Annotated in this window: 17 protein-coding genes and 1 other annotated feature; all 17 genes read right to left on the bottom strand. The window is 36.3% G+C overall.

Going from position 1 to position 17937, the window contains the following annotated elements; genetic code table 11:
• Positions 1–231: 231 nt before the first annotated feature.
• Positions 232–2988 (bottom strand): isoleucine--tRNA ligase, encoded by a 2757-nt coding sequence (ileS, locus tag JCM12304_RS11260; protein ID WP_060680419.1) that lies wholly within the window; start codon positions 2986–2988, stop codon positions 232–234.
• A 60-nt stretch (positions 2989–3048) separates the two neighbouring features.
• Positions 3049–3271 (bottom strand) — a binding site (T-box leader).
• Between the two features lie 65 nt (positions 3272–3336).
• On the bottom strand, positions 3337–3840 hold the full coding sequence (locus tag JCM12304_RS11255) for a DivIVA domain-containing protein (protein WP_019378506.1): 504 nt from the start codon (positions 3838–3840) through the stop codon (positions 3337–3339).
• 78 nt (positions 3841–3918) lie between these two features.
• The gene (locus JCM12304_RS11250) at positions 3919–4695 is read right to left on the bottom strand and encodes a YlmH family RNA-binding protein (protein WP_060680417.1); all 777 of its coding nucleotides are present in this window, start codon (positions 4693–4695) and stop codon (positions 3919–3921) included.
• Positions 4696–4706: 11 nt separating this feature from the next.
• The gene (locus JCM12304_RS11245; protein ID WP_019378508.1) at positions 4707–4973 is read right to left on the bottom strand and encodes a YggT family protein; all 267 of its coding nucleotides are present in this window, start codon (positions 4971–4973) and stop codon (positions 4707–4709) included.
• 7 nt (positions 4974–4980) lie between these two features.
• The gene (locus tag JCM12304_RS11240) at positions 4981–5409 is read right to left on the bottom strand and encodes a cell division protein SepF (protein WP_060680415.1); all 429 of its coding nucleotides are present in this window, start codon (positions 5407–5409) and stop codon (positions 4981–4983) included.
• Positions 5406–6086: a YggS family pyridoxal phosphate-dependent enzyme gene (locus JCM12304_RS11235; protein ID WP_172675285.1), complete on the bottom strand. Its 681-nt coding sequence runs from the start codon at positions 6084–6086 to the stop codon at positions 5406–5408. The genes JCM12304_RS11240 and JCM12304_RS11235 overlap by 4 nt, the downstream gene beginning before the upstream one ends.
• 35 nt (positions 6087–6121) lie before the next feature.
• On the bottom strand, positions 6122–6928 hold the full coding sequence (gene pgeF, locus JCM12304_RS11230) for a peptidoglycan editing factor PgeF (protein ID WP_060680414.1): 807 nt from the start codon (positions 6926–6928) through the stop codon (positions 6122–6124).
• A gap of 42 nt (positions 6929–6970) precedes the next feature.
• Positions 6971–7243, bottom strand: a complete 273-nt coding sequence (locus JCM12304_RS11225; RefSeq protein ID WP_019378512.1) for a YlmC/YmxH family sporulation protein — start codon at positions 7241–7243, stop codon at positions 6971–6973.
• Positions 7244–7320: 77 nt separating this feature from the next.
• Positions 7321–8106: an RNA polymerase sporulation sigma factor SigG gene (gene sigG / locus JCM12304_RS11220; RefSeq protein ID WP_019378513.1), complete on the bottom strand. Its 786-nt coding sequence runs from the start codon at positions 8104–8106 to the stop codon at positions 7321–7323.
• A 123-nt stretch (positions 8107–8229) separates the two neighbouring features.
• Positions 8230–8949: an RNA polymerase sporulation sigma factor SigE gene (sigE, locus tag JCM12304_RS11215; protein WP_019378514.1), complete on the bottom strand. Its 720-nt coding sequence runs from the start codon at positions 8947–8949 to the stop codon at positions 8230–8232.
• A gap of 13 nt (positions 8950–8962) precedes the next feature.
• The gene (gene spoIIGA, locus JCM12304_RS11210; RefSeq protein ID WP_019378515.1) at positions 8963–9883 is read right to left on the bottom strand and encodes a sigma-E processing peptidase SpoIIGA; all 921 of its coding nucleotides are present in this window, start codon (positions 9881–9883) and stop codon (positions 8963–8965) included.
• Between the two features lie 718 nt (positions 9884–10601).
• A complete protein-coding gene (ftsZ, locus tag JCM12304_RS11205; protein WP_019378516.1) occupies positions 10602–11732 on the bottom strand; it encodes a cell division protein FtsZ in 1131 nt (376 codons plus the stop codon).
• 97 nt (positions 11733–11829) lie between these two features.
• Positions 11830–13110, bottom strand: coding sequence for a cell division protein FtsA (ftsA, locus tag JCM12304_RS11200; RefSeq protein ID WP_060680412.1), 1281 nt, complete (start codon positions 13108–13110; stop codon positions 11830–11832).
• A gap of 262 nt (positions 13111–13372) precedes the next feature.
• Complete coding sequence (locus tag JCM12304_RS11195; protein WP_060680410.1) at positions 13373–14149, bottom strand: cell division protein FtsQ/DivIB; 777 nt, start codon at positions 14147–14149, stop codon at positions 13373–13375.
• A gap of 226 nt (positions 14150–14375) precedes the next feature.
• The gene (spoVE, locus tag JCM12304_RS11190; protein WP_060680408.1) at positions 14376–15485 is read right to left on the bottom strand and encodes a stage V sporulation protein E; all 1110 of its coding nucleotides are present in this window, start codon (positions 15483–15485) and stop codon (positions 14376–14378) included.
• A gap of 85 nt (positions 15486–15570) precedes the next feature.
• Positions 15571–16920: a UDP-N-acetylmuramoyl-L-alanine--D-glutamate ligase gene (gene murD, locus JCM12304_RS11185; RefSeq protein ID WP_060680406.1), complete on the bottom strand. Its 1350-nt coding sequence runs from the start codon at positions 16918–16920 to the stop codon at positions 15571–15573.
• Positions 16920–17936 carry a phospho-N-acetylmuramoyl-pentapeptide-transferase gene (mraY, locus tag JCM12304_RS11180; RefSeq protein WP_060680404.1) on the bottom strand — a complete coding sequence of 339 codons (1017 nt, stop codon included), beginning with the start codon at positions 17934–17936 and terminating at the stop codon, positions 16920–16922. Before mraY ends, murD begins: the two co-directional genes overlap by 1 nt.
• Position 17937: the final 1 nt, after the last annotated feature.

Genomic DNA, 17937 nt, shown 5'->3' with positions numbered 1-17937 from the left:
GAATAGCATGAGGCGAAGACCCTGGACGGAGCGTAGCGGAGGAAGCGGCTGAGGCTATGCCGGCGGAAAGCGTCTGCCTGAAACGCAAATCAATGGGTGCTTCCTCTGTAAAATGAATTACTTCATTCTCCACAAATTACGTCGCAGTATATCTACTCTGCGAATTAGTATAGAGCTTATATTGAAAGCGAAAACTACTCCTCAGCTCTTGGCTAGGGAGTAGTTAGAATTTTAGACAGTATAATGTTCTTTTACTACAGTTGCACAACGGCTGCATAGAGTCGGATGTTCCGCATCATTTCCAACTGTTTCTGATGCTACCCAACAACGCTCGCACTTCTCTCCTGGATGCTTCTCTACAGCAATATCAATATACTTGTACTCTTTTGTTTCATTCGCATTATCTACAATATCAGCATCTGAGACGATGAGATACTGATGCAGATGCTCCATTGATTGTAGCACTTCTTTTGACTTTTTCTCTTTAGGTACCAGAGTTATTTTTGCTTCTAGTGATTTACCAATAACTTTTTCATTTCTTGCTTCTTCTAAGGCTTTAAGAACATCATCACGGATTTCCATAAAATGATCCCATTTCGGTACAATAGTTTCCATATCAGAGATTTTTCTTGGTTCAGGAATATCCGTTAACTGAACACTCTCTTCGTCAACGCCAGGGATATATTCCCAAAGCTCATCTGCAGTATGCGGAATGATAGGTGTAAGTAACTTAACCAAAGTTGTTAACACTTCATAATATCCTGTTTGAATACTGCGACGACGTTTATTGTCTTTTGCCTCAATGTATAATACATCTTTTGCAAAGTCCAAATAGAACGAGCTGAGATCGACAGCGCAGAAATTATGAATCTGATGGAATATTGGTGAGAATTCGTACGTATCATAATTTCCTCGAACATTTTCAACCAGGTTCTGCAAACGATAAAGCATATATTTATCTACTTCCTCAAGATTCTCTTCGGCAATACGATCTGTATTTGGATTAAAATCTGCTAAATTGGCCAATAAGAAACGAAATGTATTACGAATTTTACGATAGGCCTCTGAAATTTGCTTCAGAATGTCGTTGGAAATCCGTACGTCTGCCTGATAGTCAACAGAAGAAACCCATAATCTTAAGATGTCAGAGCCCAATTGTTTTTGAACTTTGGATGGAACCATTACATTGCCAAGTGACTTACTCATCTTTCTTCCATTCCCATCCAATACAAAGCCATGACTGATGATGGTTTTATATGGCGACTTGCCTGTCACCGCAACAGAAGTCGATAAGGATGAATTAAACCAACCGCGGTATTGGTCACTACCCTCTAAATAAATATCTGCTGGGCGCTGTAATTCCTCGCGACCTTCCAATACGCCCTGATGAGAGGAACCAGAATCAAACCACACATCCATAATATCTGTTTCTTTTGTAAAATTACCGTTTGGACTATGCTCGGAAGTATAATCAGCAGGTAGAAGGTCTTTTGCTTCCCATTCAAACCAGATATTAGAACCGTGTTCAGCAAATAGCTCAGAAACATGATTGATCGTTTCATCTGTTATGATTGGCGTGCCGTCCTCACCATAAAACGCAGGAATAGGTACTCCCCATGTGCGTTGTCTTGAGATACACCAGTCTTCTCTATCTCGCACCATATTGTAAAGACGCGTTTCTCCCCAATTTGGGTACCAGTTTACTTCCTTTATTTCTTCCAAAATATTTTGGCGAAAATCTTTTATTGAGGCAAACCATTGTGCAGTAGCACGAAAGATAGTTGGTTTCTTTGTTCTCCAATCATGTGGATAGGAATGTTTTATGAATGAAAGCTTTAATAACGCTCCCACTTCTTCCAGCTTTTCCGTAATTGGCTTGTTGGCTGTATCATAAAATAATCCTTCGAAACCTGGTGCTTCTTCTGTCATTACACCTTTTTCATCAACAGGGCATAATGCATCGATACCGTAACGTTTAGAAACATAAAAATCATCTTCACCATGTCCAGGAGCAGTATGAACACAACCTGTACCTGCTTCTGTGGTGACATGCTCACCAAGCATAATTAGCGAATCACGATCATAAAAAGGATGTCTGGCAACAATTTCCTCTGCCTCCTGACCTTTAAATGTTTGAACCACTTCAGGATTTTCCCAATCAAGCTCGTCAGTAACAGCTTCTAGTAGTGCATGAGCAATAATAAATTTATCTTCATTGACTTTAACAACTACATACTCCAAATCGGGATGTAAACTAATGCCTAAATTAGCAGGAATGGTCCAAGGTGTTGTAGTCCAAATAATGAATTTTTCTCCACCTGAAAGCAGACCTTTTCCATCACGTACTTCAAAAGAAACATAAATGGATGGGGACTTCTTATCATGATATTCAATTTCAGCTTCAGCCAAAGCAGATTCAGAAGATGGAGACCAATATACAGGCTTTAATCCTTTGTAGATATAGCCTTTCTTAGCCATTTCACCAAATACTTTAATTTGAGCTGCTTCATAATCCTTTGTTAACGTAATGTATGGATTATCCCAATCACCACGTACACCTAACTGCTTAAACTGTGTACGTTGGTTATTTAATTGACCCATAGCGTATTCAGCACATAACTTCCTGAATTCCGCTACACTTAGTTCTTTTCTCTTAATCTTTTTGTTTTTAGTCAATGCTGTTTCAATTGGCAGTCCATGTGTATCCCAACCAGGAACATATGGCGCATAATATCCAGTCATTGATTTATACCGAATGATAAAATCCTTTAAAATTTTATTTAATGCGTGCCCAATGTGGAGATCACCATTAGCGTAAGGAGGTCCATCGTGTAGCACAAATAAAGGACGTCCTTCTGTTTTTTTCTGTACTTTTTTATAAATATTCATTTCTTCCCATTGTTCTTGTCTCTTTGGTTCTTTATTAGGAAGATTTCCGCGCATTGGAAAATCTGTTTTTGGCATCAATAGAGTCTCTTTATAATCCATCTTATTTCCTCCTTAGTATTTTCTTTATTTACATAACCATAAAAAAAGCCCTCTTCATCCAGAAGGGACGAGAAGACTCGCGGTACCACCCTTATAAATTCAAAATTAGGCTAATTTTAAATTCACTCGATATTCGTAACGTGAATAACACGTCCACCATTACTATTCCTTCATGATGGAAACTCCAGAGTGATCTTCCAAAAGTATTTCTGTATCAGGCTTCCACCACCCCTGACTCGCTGACCAGTATCCACTTTTATACTCTCTCTTTCATCGTCTTCGTTTTCATTTAATTGATAAATTTCTTTGTCTATTTATTTTATGTATAAATATTAAAATCGTCAAGTTCTACGAGTCATTTTCAACTAAATCAAGTTCCTCGCCCAATTCGGTATCAAACAATTGGTCCCAATCGTCAGTTCCAATCATTTCTAATTGAGCCTCTACAAGCATTTTTAAACGTGTTCGGAAAACCTTCGCCTGCTTCTTTAGTTCCTCAACGTCCATGGAAATACGCCGTGACTTGTTCAATGCCTCATTAATGATCCTGTCTGCATTCTTTTCAGCTTCTTTTACAATTAACTTAGATTCTTTCGTAGCATTTCCTCTTAAGTCTTCAGCAGTTTCTTGGGCAACCAGTATAGATTTATTTAATGTTTCTTCAATATTGGTAAAATGACCCAGCTTTTCATCTAACTGGCTAACTTTTTCTTGTAAGTCTTTTTTCTCCCTTATAACCATCTCATAATCTTTAATGACCTGATCTAAAAATTCGTTTACCTCATCTTCATCATAGCCACGGAAGCTTCTTGTAAATTCCTTATTATGAATATCTAATGGTGTTAATGGCACAGTGGCCACCTCCTTTATTTGAAAAACTGTTTTTTATTTATTCGACATAAATCGATTAATTCCTGCTTTCCTCATAAATTATTTTAAGAGTGCAACCGTGATCTTTAATTTATCTTTTTTGGTAGAACCATTAATAGATACTACTTTACTTCTTCCCTTTCCACGGATTGAAAGCATATCCCCACTCTGCAGCCGGTACTTGGCGTCTTCTTCAATTTTAAAGTTGACCTTAACTTGTTGCTTACTAATAAATAGAGCAGCATCTTTTCGGGACAAGTTATATATTTCCTTTATAACTGTATCTAATCGTAAAGATGAAACTGTTTTATCTTGTTCTAACCAATTTACTTCCTTTTCCATAACCATCGAAAAAGGTTTTTCCTCAAGGGTTATTTTTGCCTTCTTTATAGCAGTTAAGTTAGCAGTGACATATGAAGTTATTTCATTCGCAGCTATTATTTGCACAAGCCCATCACCAATAAAAATGTCTCCTAACTTTTTCCTTTTAATACCTAGTGATAAAAAAGCTCCCATTACATCACGATGAGTTAAGGTAACGAATTTATTAGCATAGGACGCCTGAAGCAGAGACAGTTGAAATACCTCTCTTTCCTTTCTTTCATAGAAAGGAGCAATAACAGCCCGGCGCCTTTCCGCATTTAGACTCCCACCATCCAGGTAGACATTTATATCATCATTTGTTTCACCAATCAGGGACAACAAAATTTGCTGTTCTCTAGGGTCAAGAAAATCAGTTATCTTATGTTCGAATTTTTGTTCCACATCTTCTTTCCAAGACATGACTTGATCAATAAACGGCTGTTCTTCTTTTCTAAAGTGTTGATACAATTCCATGGTTGGTCACCTTAAAATAAAAACATCCGAAAAAATTCAAATAATCCAATTCTTGCTAAGTACAGAACAAATATGGCTACAATAGGTGACAGATCAATCATTCCTAAAGGAGGGATGAATTTTCTAAACTGCTCCAAGTAAGGCTCACAAATTCTTGTTAGGAGACTACCAAATGAGGATTCTCTTGCTCCTGGAAACCATGACATAAAAATATACACAATTATAGCGTAACTATAAATGGTTAATCCGATATTTAATATTCGATATAATTCAAACATAAACTACTTACCATCCCTTTTCAAATTCTTCTTCCGGAAAAGCTTCAGAAATTGACCCGGTTACGTCGACATTATCAGGTGTACATAAAAACGTCTCAGCACCAAGTTTTTGAATATCTCCTTTTACAGCGTACACTGTCCCACTTAGGAAATCAACAATTCGCTTAGCCTGATTACGGTCGACCCGTTGCAGATTTATCACGACTGCCCGCCGATTAACAATATTATCGGCAATTTCCTGAGCCTCATTGTAGTTGCGTGGTTCGCAGAGGACGACTTTTGACGTTGCCTGCTGCATGCTTGTGAGACTAACCACGTTTTTTTTACTTTGTTTGTCAGACTGTTCCTGTGTTGGATCATCAGCTTCTTCAATATAATCATATTCATACTCATCATCCATTGTAAAATAATTTTTTAGTTTATTCTTAATACTCATTTTTCCACCCCGCCAACAAGTTTGGTACCAATACGAATGTGAGTGGCACCTTCTTCAATAGCTATTTGAAAATCATTACTCATTCCCATGGACAAGTAATTGCAAGGTGCGTGACTGTATTGCTTTGTACTAATTTCATCACGTAAGCTTGCTAGCTTCCTGAAAACTTTTCTAAGCTCCTGTTCATTCTCAATATGTGGCGCCATAGTCATAAGACCCACAACATGTACATTAGGGTACTTGGATAGTTCATTAATAAATGAGTGTACCTCGTCAGGCATAATTCCATGTTTCGATTCTTCGCCACTAACATTTACTTGGACAAAACAATCCACTTTATTTAAAGCCCGTTTATTTATCTCCTTTGCTAAAGATAAACGATCTAAAGAGTGAATCATATCTACTTGGGTTATAATATCTTTTACTTTTCTAGATTGAAGCGTTCCAATAAAATGCCACTTTGCTTTATTCTTTAAGTGGCTGTATTTTTCAATAAATCCCTCGAGACGATTTTCTCCAAGATTCGATATTCCTGCTTGAATAGCTTCTTCCGTTCGTTCTATTGTAACATATTTCGTAACGGCAATTAGTGTTATTTCTTCGGAAAGGCGATTACTGTTTTCACAAGCTTGTCTAATCTCTTGTTGTATGTTGTTCAAATTTTCGGTTACATCCATTATTACCATTTCTCCTCCCCACTATAATACCTACATTAAAACAAACCAATAAAACCTAACATTCTTCCTGTTTTCCCACCATCTCGGCGATGAGAAAAAAACAAATTCTTATCTTCGAATGTACAATACTTCGTTACCTCTATATTATTACGAGGTACACCATATTGTAAAAGGATTTCTAAATTTAACTTTTTTAGATCAACTAAAAATTTACCATTATTTAAGTGTTTAGTTACTTTTGATTGATACTTATGGTTAATATTTTCAACAACTTTTATATCAACTTCAAAATTTGTTTGAGAAATGGAGGGGCCAATTGCAATAAGAAGATCTGCTGGATTACTTCCAAGCTCTCGAAATCCCTCTACCATGCTTCCAGCTATTCCTTTTACTGTACCCTTCCATCCAGCATGCGCTATTCCTACTAATTCTTTTTTCGGGTCGAAAAAAAATAATGGTACACAATCCGCAAAAAAAGCAGTACAAAGTACCTCTCTATCATTTGTAATTAAGCCATCCACATCATTTAATGATGTTTCCATTGTTTCAGCACCTTTGCCTCTATCTTTTTTACTAACCATTGCTACTTTAGCTCCGTGAACTTGTTCCCCAGCCACCCAAGTTTGGATAGGAACCGATAATTCATCTGCCAACAATTTTCTGTTTTCTAAAACGGAGCTGGGCTCATCTTTTACATGCAGCCCACAATTAAGTGTAGAATAAGGAGGTGAACTTACCCCTCCATTTTTAGTAGTAAAGCCAGCGCACAGTCTCGAAGTATGTTGTTCCCATTTTTCTAACTTGAGAAAGAGCTCATTATCTAAGACAAATGGTTCATTCATACATACACCTCCCCATTTTTAATTGTACCACATAACAGCATATTAATTACTTACATAGGTATCACCGTATAATTGTGGTTGAAGGGTATCTTTAACTAAGATAACATCAGAACCGATACGAACAATTTGTTGCCAGTGAATAATTAATTCATCTGGCTTACCGAAGAAACCTCCTTTTTTATCTTTAAGCTCCAAAACAATTGCTACGATCTTTCCTGTATTAACATCAATTTCTAAATCCATTAAGTGGCCCATTCTTCTTCCATCATCTACTGAAATAATTTCTTTAATCTGTAAATCCGATAATTTAATCATTACATTCACCACCTTACTAGAATATATGCATATTTTCATAAAAAAAGAAACAGGTTTTCACACCTGTTTCTTCTTTATTATTCAAACATTTGCTTATTCATTTGTTTAATAGCACCTTTTTCTAACCTGGAAACCTGAGCCTGTGATATTCCTATTTCTTCCGCAACCTCCATTTGTGTTTTCCCTTGAAAGAAACGTTTATTTACAATTAGTTTTTCCCGATCATTCAACCGCTGCATTCCTTCCTTCAAAGAAAGGTTATCTAACCATTTAGAATCTTTATCTTTATCATCGCTGATTTGATCCATTACAAATATCGGATCACCACCGTCATTGTAAATTGGTTCAAATAAAGATACGGGATCCTGTATAGCATCCAATGCAAAGACAATATCTGCATGAGGAATCCCCATTTCTTCTGCTATTTCCATTGGTGTTGGTTCCTTTGATGTTTTATTTATTAGTTTTTCTCTTACTTGAAGTGCCTTATAAGCGATATCTCGCAATGAACGTGATACACGTATAGGATTGTTATCCCTTAAATATCTTCTTATCTCACCAATAATCATTGGAACAGCATATGTGGAAAACCTTACATTATGTGATAAGTCAAAGTTATCAATTGACTTCATCAGACCGATACAGCCAACTTGAAATAAATCGTCAACATATTCGCCTCGATTGTTAAACCGCTGAATTACACTTAAAACCAATCGTAAATTTCCATTCACCAGTTCTTCGCGGGCTGATAAATCTCCATCCCCTTCTTGCAGTTTTTTGAATAATATTTTCATTTCTTCATTTTTAAGTACAGGTAACTTTGATGTATCAACACCACATATTTCAACCTTATGTCTTGTCATATAGTCAACCCTCCCAGATGCTGATGCTGTTCATGGACAGTATCTCCTCATGGGAGGGTTTTTATGCAATGACAAATTATGAATACAGGTGACTAAGCTGCCTTAAACTACACAGGATAAAGGCTAGACCATTTTATTAAATTCTTTTTTCAGTCGTCTTATTATTTTCTTCTCTAAACGTGAAATATAGGATTGTGAAATTCCAAGCATATCCGCAACATCTTTTTGCGTTTTTGCTTCCTCACCAACCAAACCAAAACGCAACTCCATTATTTGCTTTTCGCGAGCTTTTAGTTGGGATAAGGCGTCTTTTAATAAACTTTTGTCGACATTGTTTTCTAGATTTTTAGTAATAATATCTTCTTCTGTCCCTAAAACATCTGATAACAATAGTTCGTTTCCATCCCAATCGATATTCAATGGTTCGTCAAAAGATATTTCTGATTTAAGTTTATTATTGCGGCGCAGATACATTAGTATTTCGTTCTCGATACATCTTGACGCATATGTTGCTAGTTTAATTTTCTTCTCAGGGTTGAATGTATTAACTGCCTTAATTAACCCTATTGTCCCAATACTAATTAAGTCTTCAATATTAATTCCTGTGTTTTCAAATTTCCGAGCAATATATACGACTAACCGAAGATTTCTCTCAATTAAAATTGCTCTTGCTGATTTATCCCCTTTTGGTAACAATATTAGTAATTCCTGTTCTTCTTGCTTGGAAAGAGGTGGAGGTAAAGCTTCACTACCACCTATATAATAAATTTCTTCAGATTTAATTCCTAGCTTAATTAATAATTTGTACCACCACAACCGTAAACGTAGTTTTATAGTTTTCAATATACATCTCTCCTTAAGCAGTACTAATTGTTGCCAGTTTAATAATTTGTGGCTGCAGCAGGCAATGATAACTTTGGTCTTTTACCAGTTCAGCAAATTGGATACCAACTAAGATATTTGAAGTAATAATATGCTGATCTTCATAATGTACTGTAAGCTTATCCGGTTTTAATGCGAGTAGAAAATTACTCTTACCTTCAACTCCTTGATATGGAACAAACTGGATCACATTCGTCCAAGCTGCAGGCAACTTATCTAGATTAAAATTTTCGTGTACTTCTTTTAATAAATTCCATTCTTGTTCAGTAAACCATTGTTTCAAAAATGGTTCATCACAAATAATGACAGGTTTTTTCGTTAAAGGATCAACCAGTTGGTTTCCGCTATCAATATATCCACTTGTAGAAAATGCTTTTTCTCTAATTTGTATCGTTACAGGGCATAATTGATCATATCTGATTTTTTCAATTACATGCTTGTCCATACGCCTTTTTGTAAATAACCATATAACTGGGAACCCAATTACCACAAACAACCAGCTAATAGGATCTCCATATCCACTATTAAATGTAAGAATTCCATTTGCAGAAACTCCTATTGGATTTTTAAATAAAAAATGAATACCTAATAGACCACCTCCAATTGTAAATGTTATGAAGTAGAATAATGAAACTAACTTTGCCAACCTATTAAGGCTCCCTATTCCAAAAGTACAAATAATTATTAAGAAAGAATAAATTAATTTACCTGGCACACTAATGATAAAAGAATCTGGAAAATAGAGAGAGATAGGAACAAGTAGTGAAGCAACAAAAGCTCCGAAAAAGATTCTGATTTTTCTTGTGCTGTGCCGGGCTAATAATTGAGTTAACATTAATAACATCATGTCCAGAAAGAAGTTTAATGTCCAGACAGCATCAAGATAAATAGTCACACAGTTCTTCCTTTCCTATAAAAACACATAAAAAATTGGTGGGAGGTTGTTTATAATGAAAGTATATCGGAGATAGCGAGCAAAGTCTGTCGCTTTTTGAATGGACATTGGGGCTAATTTCCACAGGTTATTGTTAAGTTTGTCGGTCTTTGAACTTCGATCTATTTTTAGGTTCCAGGTTTAGAATAAATATATTATGATGACTGGAAGAAACTGAAAAATAGTTGTGAGAAACTATCATAGAATGTTTAAAAACACCTTAAGATACTTTACAGATGCAAGGTCCTATTGCAGATGGCCGGTAAAAACTTTTAGTGTCTTTCATAGTAGGAGGGAAATGCGAAGTAGAGCGGGGACTATCAGCAGTAAAGCGAGATAATCCACCGGAGAATGAGTTAATCAGCTGCAGAACGAAGCAATCCGCCGGAGAGAAAACTAATCGGCAGTAGAGCGAAGCAATCCGACCGGAGAGAAAATTAATCAGCAGTAGAGCGAAGCAATCCACCGGAGAGAAAATTAATCAGCAGTAGAGCGAAGCAATCCACCGGAGAGAAAATTAATCGGCCGTGGTCATTTACAAACAATCAAGTTACGTCGCAGTATATATATTTTCCGAATTATTGAATAATCCTAATATACATTGGAAGCAGAAACAAAAAAGACTGGCGAGATAGTCTCGACAGTCTAAGAATAGGAAATAGTTATTATTTGTTATAATTTAACGACGACGGTTACGATTGCGTAAGAACGTTGGAATGTCCAGCGTATCTTCTTCTTGCTTCGGTCGAGGTTGTACTGACTCTCGTTGAACCTCGTCATTAGCTCTTGTAGCCGCATGTTGGTTATGGTTAATTACTGGTCGATGCTGCTTAGGCTGTTGTTCTACTTTCTTAGCATTCTCATCAAAACCAGTGGCAATGACCGTAACTACTATTTCGTCTTTTAAATTTTCATTAATAACTGATCCAAATATAACATTTACTTCATTATCCGCTGCAGAAGTAACAAGATCAGCTGCTTCTTGAACTTCGTATAAGCTAAGATTGGTTCCTCCGGTAATATTCATCAAAATACCATGCGCACCATCTATAGACGTCTCCAACAACGGAGATGAAATTGCCTTTTTAGCAGCTTCAGTCGCTCTGGTTTCACCGGTTGCGACACCAATTCCCATTAATGCAGACCCTTTATCGAACATAATTGTTTTCACATCCGCAAAGTCCACATTAATCAGACCTGGTTTTGCAATTAAGTCGGAAATCCCTTGAACACCTTGACGGAGAACATTATCAGCTTCACGGAATGCCTCCAGCATTGGTGTATTCTTATCTACAATTTCAAGCAATCTATCATTCGGAATAACAATTAACGTATCAACACTATTTTTAAGAGCTTCTATTCCAGAAATAGCCTGTGTTGAACGTCGTCTTCCCTCAAATGAGAATGGTCTTGTCACAACACCTACAGTTAGAGCACCAAGCTCCTTTGCAATTTGTGCGATAACAGGAGCAGCCCCTGTCCCAGTGCCGCCACCCATTCCTGCAGTAACAAAAATCATGTCAGCTCCTTGAAGAACTTCCTCCAATTGCTCCTTGCTTTCTTCTGCGGCTTTTTTTCCAACTTCAGGGTTGGCCCCAGCGCCGAGTCCGCGGGTCAGTTTTCCACCGATTTGTATTTTCAACTCTGCTCTGGAAAGATTTAATGCTTGGGCATCTGTATTTACTGCAATAAATTCTACGCCTTCCACACCATGTTCAATCATGCGGTTAACTGCATTATTACCGCCACCACCTACGCCGATAACTTTAATCGTTGCTAATTCCTCCATATTTGTATCAAACTCTAACATGTCACGTTCCTCCTAAATATGCAAATTACAAGCGTTTCAGAAACTAATTTATAAGAGGATTTCTCCCTCATCTAACTCTATAAGTATAAACATTTATTTAGTCAAAGAAATACTTAAACAAATTAGCTACTTTCGAGTCTTTCTTTTTCGTTTCCGTTGAATCATTTGTTTTTTGAGGTTTTTTCACTCGTTTTGTATGTTGCTCTTGCGGTGCTACAGCAACAGCCGGGAATAACTCTTTCCCTTGTATTTTCGCATTACGATAAGCAAATTGCAAGATTCCAACTCCTGCAGTGAATTGTGGTTCTCGCACTCCAATGTAATCGGGTATTGCAATGCGCACATTTGAACGGTATAAATCTTGGGCTAGTTCTAATACACCTGACATGGCCATTGTTCCACCTGTGAGTACATATCCGCCAGGCAATTCATAATAGCCCATTTTTCTTATCTCTTTTTCTGCATATGCATAAATTTCTTCAAGTCTGGCTTCTATCATATCAGCCATTTGAAGTTGATTATACGTCTGCTTCGTGTTACTACCGATAATAGAAACTTCAAATGTCTCATCTTCTTGAGCTTCATCATAGAAAGCATGTCCATGATTCATTTTAACATCTTCTGCCTCTTCTGTTGATGTCCTAAGTCCAATTGATAAGTCCTTGGTAATGTTGTCGCCACCAAGACTGGTTACACTAGTTGATTGTAGGTGATCGTTTTCGAACACAGAAACGGTAGTACACCCTCCCCCTACATCGATCAAGGCAACTCCCAATTCCTTTTCATCCTTTGAAAGAGCTACTGAACCGGAAGCTAAGGGCTGTAAGCAAATGTCTGCTACATCTAGTCCTGCTCGCTCAACACATTTCAAAATGTTATGAAGTACGGTTTTAGAGCAGGTAATAATTGTACCTTCCATCTCTAACCGTACACCGATCATTCCTCTTGGATCAGTAATTTCATCTAGCCCATCTACAATGAATTGTTTAGGTATTACATCAATAATCTCCCGCTCAGGCGGTATTGAAATAACCTGAGCTCCATCAATAACTCTGGCGATATCTTCATTAGTTATTTCACGATTTTCACTTTGTACAGCAACTACTCCATGGCAATTCTGAAGTTGGATATGGTTACCATTTATCCCTACTACTACGCGTTCAATGTGCATACCTACCATGCGTTCAGCCTGTTCTACTGCGTTTTTAATCGATTGCACGGTTTGGTCAATATCCACAATTGCACCTTTTTTCATTCCATTGGATTTTGCTGTCCCCACACCGATAATATTTAATGAGTCATTTAATACTTCACCAATAATTACTTTTATCTTTGTAGTTCCGATATCTAAACTCACTAGTACTTCACTATTATTCAAAAAAAGGCACCCCCCTGGTTCATAAGCATCTGGGTTTTTCAGATGTTATTTTAATATAATTTCTACTCATATTTTTATATTTTATAGGAAACTCGCAGAAAAATAAAATATATATAGGTTATTCTAGATAGAATAGCAGATTCCTTTAATTTATAACGATATTTCAACACTAAAATCGTATAAATCTAGAAATTACATACTATATTCTTCGTTGCATTTCTTGATTCTCTGACTCTTATCTATGTATTCCTTCTAAATTTTATTATTCTGCTTCATCTTCTTCATTTTTTTCTTTATTAAAAGCCTCGAAATAAGCACCTACCCCTATATGAATAATACCCTTACTGTCCTTATCAAGCTGTGAAACAATGCTAGGGTACACTTCCATTTTAGACGCAAAACCTCTAATTGTTCCGTCAACTAAAAAACCATCATTCATATAAAGCAGGATCTTATCTTTATTTTCTTTTACAGGTACCCAGTGAATTTCAGATATCAATTTTAATAAGCTGTTTGGTAGTTCTTGTAGTTCACTCGTCATTTTTTGTAAATAAGTTTTTTCTTCAAAATCGACAAGCAACGGCGCATTTCCTGCAAATGTGTTTCTTTTCATAGATTTTAAAATAGATCCATTACCAAGAATGGGTAAATAGTTGTTTTCCTGTCTCAGATAACCAACAAGTTCATGTTCTTTTAATACAATTTCAATGGAGCTAGGCAGATCCCTACTGATGGCAACAGAATTAATAATTGGATTTGAAAGGAGTTTTTGCTTTATTTCCTCCTTATCGACAGACCAAATATTCGTAGTTCTGTTTAAGCCACTTTCTGCAATAATCTCTTCATTCGTTAAAAAAGTATTTCCTTTTACCTCAATAGTTTTAACATTGCTTAGAGGAGACTGTAAATAAACAATTATAGATATTAAAAAGAAAAAAACAGAAAGGTAAAATATTAATCGTCGATTTGCTTTTTTCTTACGGGCTTGTTTCAATTTTGGTATTCGATCTTCAATTGAAACAATGTTTTTTTTGCTCATCTCCATTTCTTCCTTTGTATAAAATTAACAATCAGAGCAAGTTCTACACCTATTTCTGATCAGTTACATGAATTATATCACATATTTCAATGAAATACGTAGTGTACGTTGATACATTACCAGTTTTTCTTTAATTAGTAACTAAAAATATTTTCCAGTCTCTTTATTTTTAGGCATTAGGATACGTAAACATAAGAGAGCTACCTCACCATAAATAATTCACTTCCTAAATCCTGGTATATCTGCTTATATTTAGAAGGATTCCTACTGAACATAATGTTAATGTTAAAGAGGATCCACCATAACTTAAAAAAGGTAAGGTGATCCCTGTTACCGGTATGAGACCAATTACCACACTTATATTAATCATCGCTTGAATGGATAACATAGACACAACACCTAATCCTAACAATCTGGCGAACAAATCAGGAGCTTCCAACGAAATTTTAATTCCCCTCCATAACATTAAGGTAAATAGACAAATAACAACGCTTCCCCCAATAAAACCAAGTTCTTCGCCAAGAATGGCAAAGATAAAATCCGTTTGTGGTTCAGGTAAATAAAAATATTTTTGCAAGCTCTCACCTAATCCTAATCCTAACAACCCCCCAGGACCTATTGCGTATAAAGATTGAATGATTTGAAATCCGTCTCCAAGGGGATCTTCCCATGGATTTAAAAAAGCAGTAATTCTACTAATCCGATATGGTGCTGATATTATTAAGCCAACGAAACCTATCAAACCCAATGTTGCCAGTCCAAAGAAGTGAGATAGGCGTGCCCCAGTAACAAAAACCATAATCATAGACGTTAATACAAGTACCATACCTGTACCCAAATCAGGTTGCAGCATGATTAAGCCAAAGGCGGTAAATATGAGGATAATGGAAGGAAAAAATCCTTCTTTGAAGGAAGTAATCTTTTTTTGGTTTTTGGATAAAAAAGTTGCTAGAAAAATAATTAAACCCAATTTCATAAATTCTGATGGTTGTACACTAAATGCGCCTACTCCAATCCAACTTTGGGCACCACCTCTTACCATGCCGACACCAGGTATTAACACAAGGAATAACAAGATGAAGCAAGAAAGAAGTATTACTTTCGCATATCTCATCCATGTTGAATATGGAATAAACATTACAAAAAACATAGAGAATATTCCCGCAGTAGCAAATAAGAGCTGTCTTTTTAAATAATAAAATGAATCTCCAAACTTATACTCAGACCAAATATAAGAAGAGCTATAAACCATAACAATACCAATAATAAGCAAGCTTATAATCACACCCAACAGAATATAATCAGGTTTATGGTAAGTTTTAACTGTTTTTTGCAAAGAAAAACACCCCTCAAATTTGAAATTGCAGGGGTGTTGTTTTATTTATATGATAGTTTATTTTCGTCTGTTTAAAACAAGCCCCCTATCTTAATGTATGCACGGCTTGTATAAACATGTCTCCTCTTTCTTCAAAGGTTTTGTACTGATCCCAACTTGCACACGCAGGAGATAATAAAATAGTATCTGCAGGCGCGGAAATTTCATAAGCTTCTTTTACAGCCATTTGTACGTTTTCCGTTTTTACTACAATTGGTATTTGAGCCTCTTTAGCAATTCCAGCCAATTTGTCAGCCGTTTGCCCAAACACAACCATACCCTTCACTTTTTTTAGGAATGGTAAAAGATCATGAAACTCATTGCCTCGATCTAACCCACCTGCTAGTAAAATAATAGAGTTTTTAAAAGCACCGAGCGCTTTTTGAGTGGCTAAAATATTGGTAGCTTTTGAATCATTATAGAATGTTCTATTATTTATCGTATCTACAAATTGCAAACGATGTTTTACTCCTTGAAAAGTAGTAAGTACTTGATATATTCCACTATTTGTCGCCCCATTTAATTTAGCTGCAGCAATTGCAGCCAGGATATTTTCCAAGTTATGCTCACCAACCAAAACAATATCCTTTCTACTCATTACTCGCTCATTCTTAAAGTACACATACTGTTCATCTATCCAGACACCTTCATTTAGTTGCTTCTTCCTGGAGAAGGGAATTTTTATAGAATCGGCATTATGAATTGCTTCAATAATAGTGGGATCATCCGCATTATAAACCAGATAATCATTCTTAGTTTGTGATTTAAATATGTTAAACTTTGCTGCTTTATAGTTCTCAAATGTTTTATGGTAATCAAGGTGAGCTTCATAAATATTTAATAATACTGCAATATTCGGTTTGAAGTTCTTTATACCTTGTAATTGAAAGGAAGAAAGCTCAATCACCATAGTTTCATCTTCGTCGGTTGTTTGCGCTATATCAGTTGCTACTTTGCCAATATTACCAGCAACCTTTACCGGTTTTTGACTACACTTGAGCATTTCCGTTATTAAAGTGGTTGTAGTAGTTTTTCCATTCGAACCAGTTATTCCAATTATAGGCCCTTTTGTTAGCAATCCTGCTATTTCTATTTCAGTAATAACAGGAATATTTCTTTTTTCAGCTTCAGCCACGATTGGATTATCATATGGTATCCCAGGATTCTTCACAACAATTTGTATGTCATCCAATACAGAGAACGGATGGGAACCAATAATTACTTCGGCACCCATCTCTTTTAATTCTTCTATTTGATCATTACTTTGTATTGCCTTTCCATCATTAATTCGGACATACTTATTATTTTTCAATAATACTTTGGCAGCAGCCGTTCCACTTTTGGCCAATCCCAGTACAAGAATATTTGAGTAAGGAAATGCTTCTAAAGTTTTCATTATATCCCCACCTCAATATAAATGCCTAAGCCTGCGAATATTAGTCCGATAAGCCAAAAGGTAGTAACTACTCGCCATTCTGACCATCCCAACAATTCATAGTGATGATGGAGGGGACTCATCTTAAACACCCTTTTGCCTGTAGTTTTAAATGAGATGACTTGAATAATTACTGAAAGGGTCTCAATAACAAATACCCCACCAATGATTACCAGTAGGATTTCCAGCTTCGTCATAATGGCAATTGCGGCAATTGCTCCACCTAAAGCCAGAGAGCCAGTGTCCCCCATAAATACCTTGGCTGGATGAGCATTAAACACTAAAAATCCAAGCAATGCGCCAACTACAGCTAATGAGAAAATGGTTACTCCACTTCCCGGCATTTGGTACCAGGCAAGAATCCCAAAGGCACCAAAAGCTATGGCAGCAGTACCCGCAAGCAGACCATCTAGACCGTCAGTAAGATTTACTGCATTGGAAGAGCCTACAAGCATAAATATAATTAATAACGCATATGCCCAACCCAATTCCCATTGAAGATCGGTTCCAGGGATTTGTATACTGGTTTCAAAGCCTTTACTCTCTAAAATAAAATAGAATATAAGCGCAATAATTATTTGCCCTATCATCTTCTGCTTGGAAGTAAGACCTAAATTACGTTTTAATGCTACTTTAATAAAATCATCAAGGAAACCCAAAAGGCCATACCCGAAAAGCACAAAAAGTAATAAGCCCAACTGATAGTCAATCCCGCTAGCGGAGGCTTTCCATACCATGACTAAGGAGGTAATAATAACACTGAAGATGATCATTATTCCTCCCATTGTTGGTGTACCTGTTTTTTTCATGTGTGATTGTGGTCCTTCTTCTCTAATGCTTTGCCCAAACTTTAACCTTCTTAAAAATGGAATAAATATTGGAGATAAAAGGACGGTAATTAAAAATGCAATTGCAATCGTCAGTAGTAATATTGAAAAATTCACTGTTTCTCCTCCTTGTACAATAACCGTCCACATT

Source organism: Virgibacillus halodenitrificans JCM 12304 (assembly GCF_001310895.1).
Taxonomy (GTDB): Bacteria; Bacillota; Bacilli; order Bacillales; family Amphibacillaceae; genus Virgibacillus_Q; species Virgibacillus_Q halodenitrificans.
The sequence above is the reverse complement of the archived record's forward strand: the minus strand, read 5'-3'. Positions and strand labels throughout refer to the sequence as shown.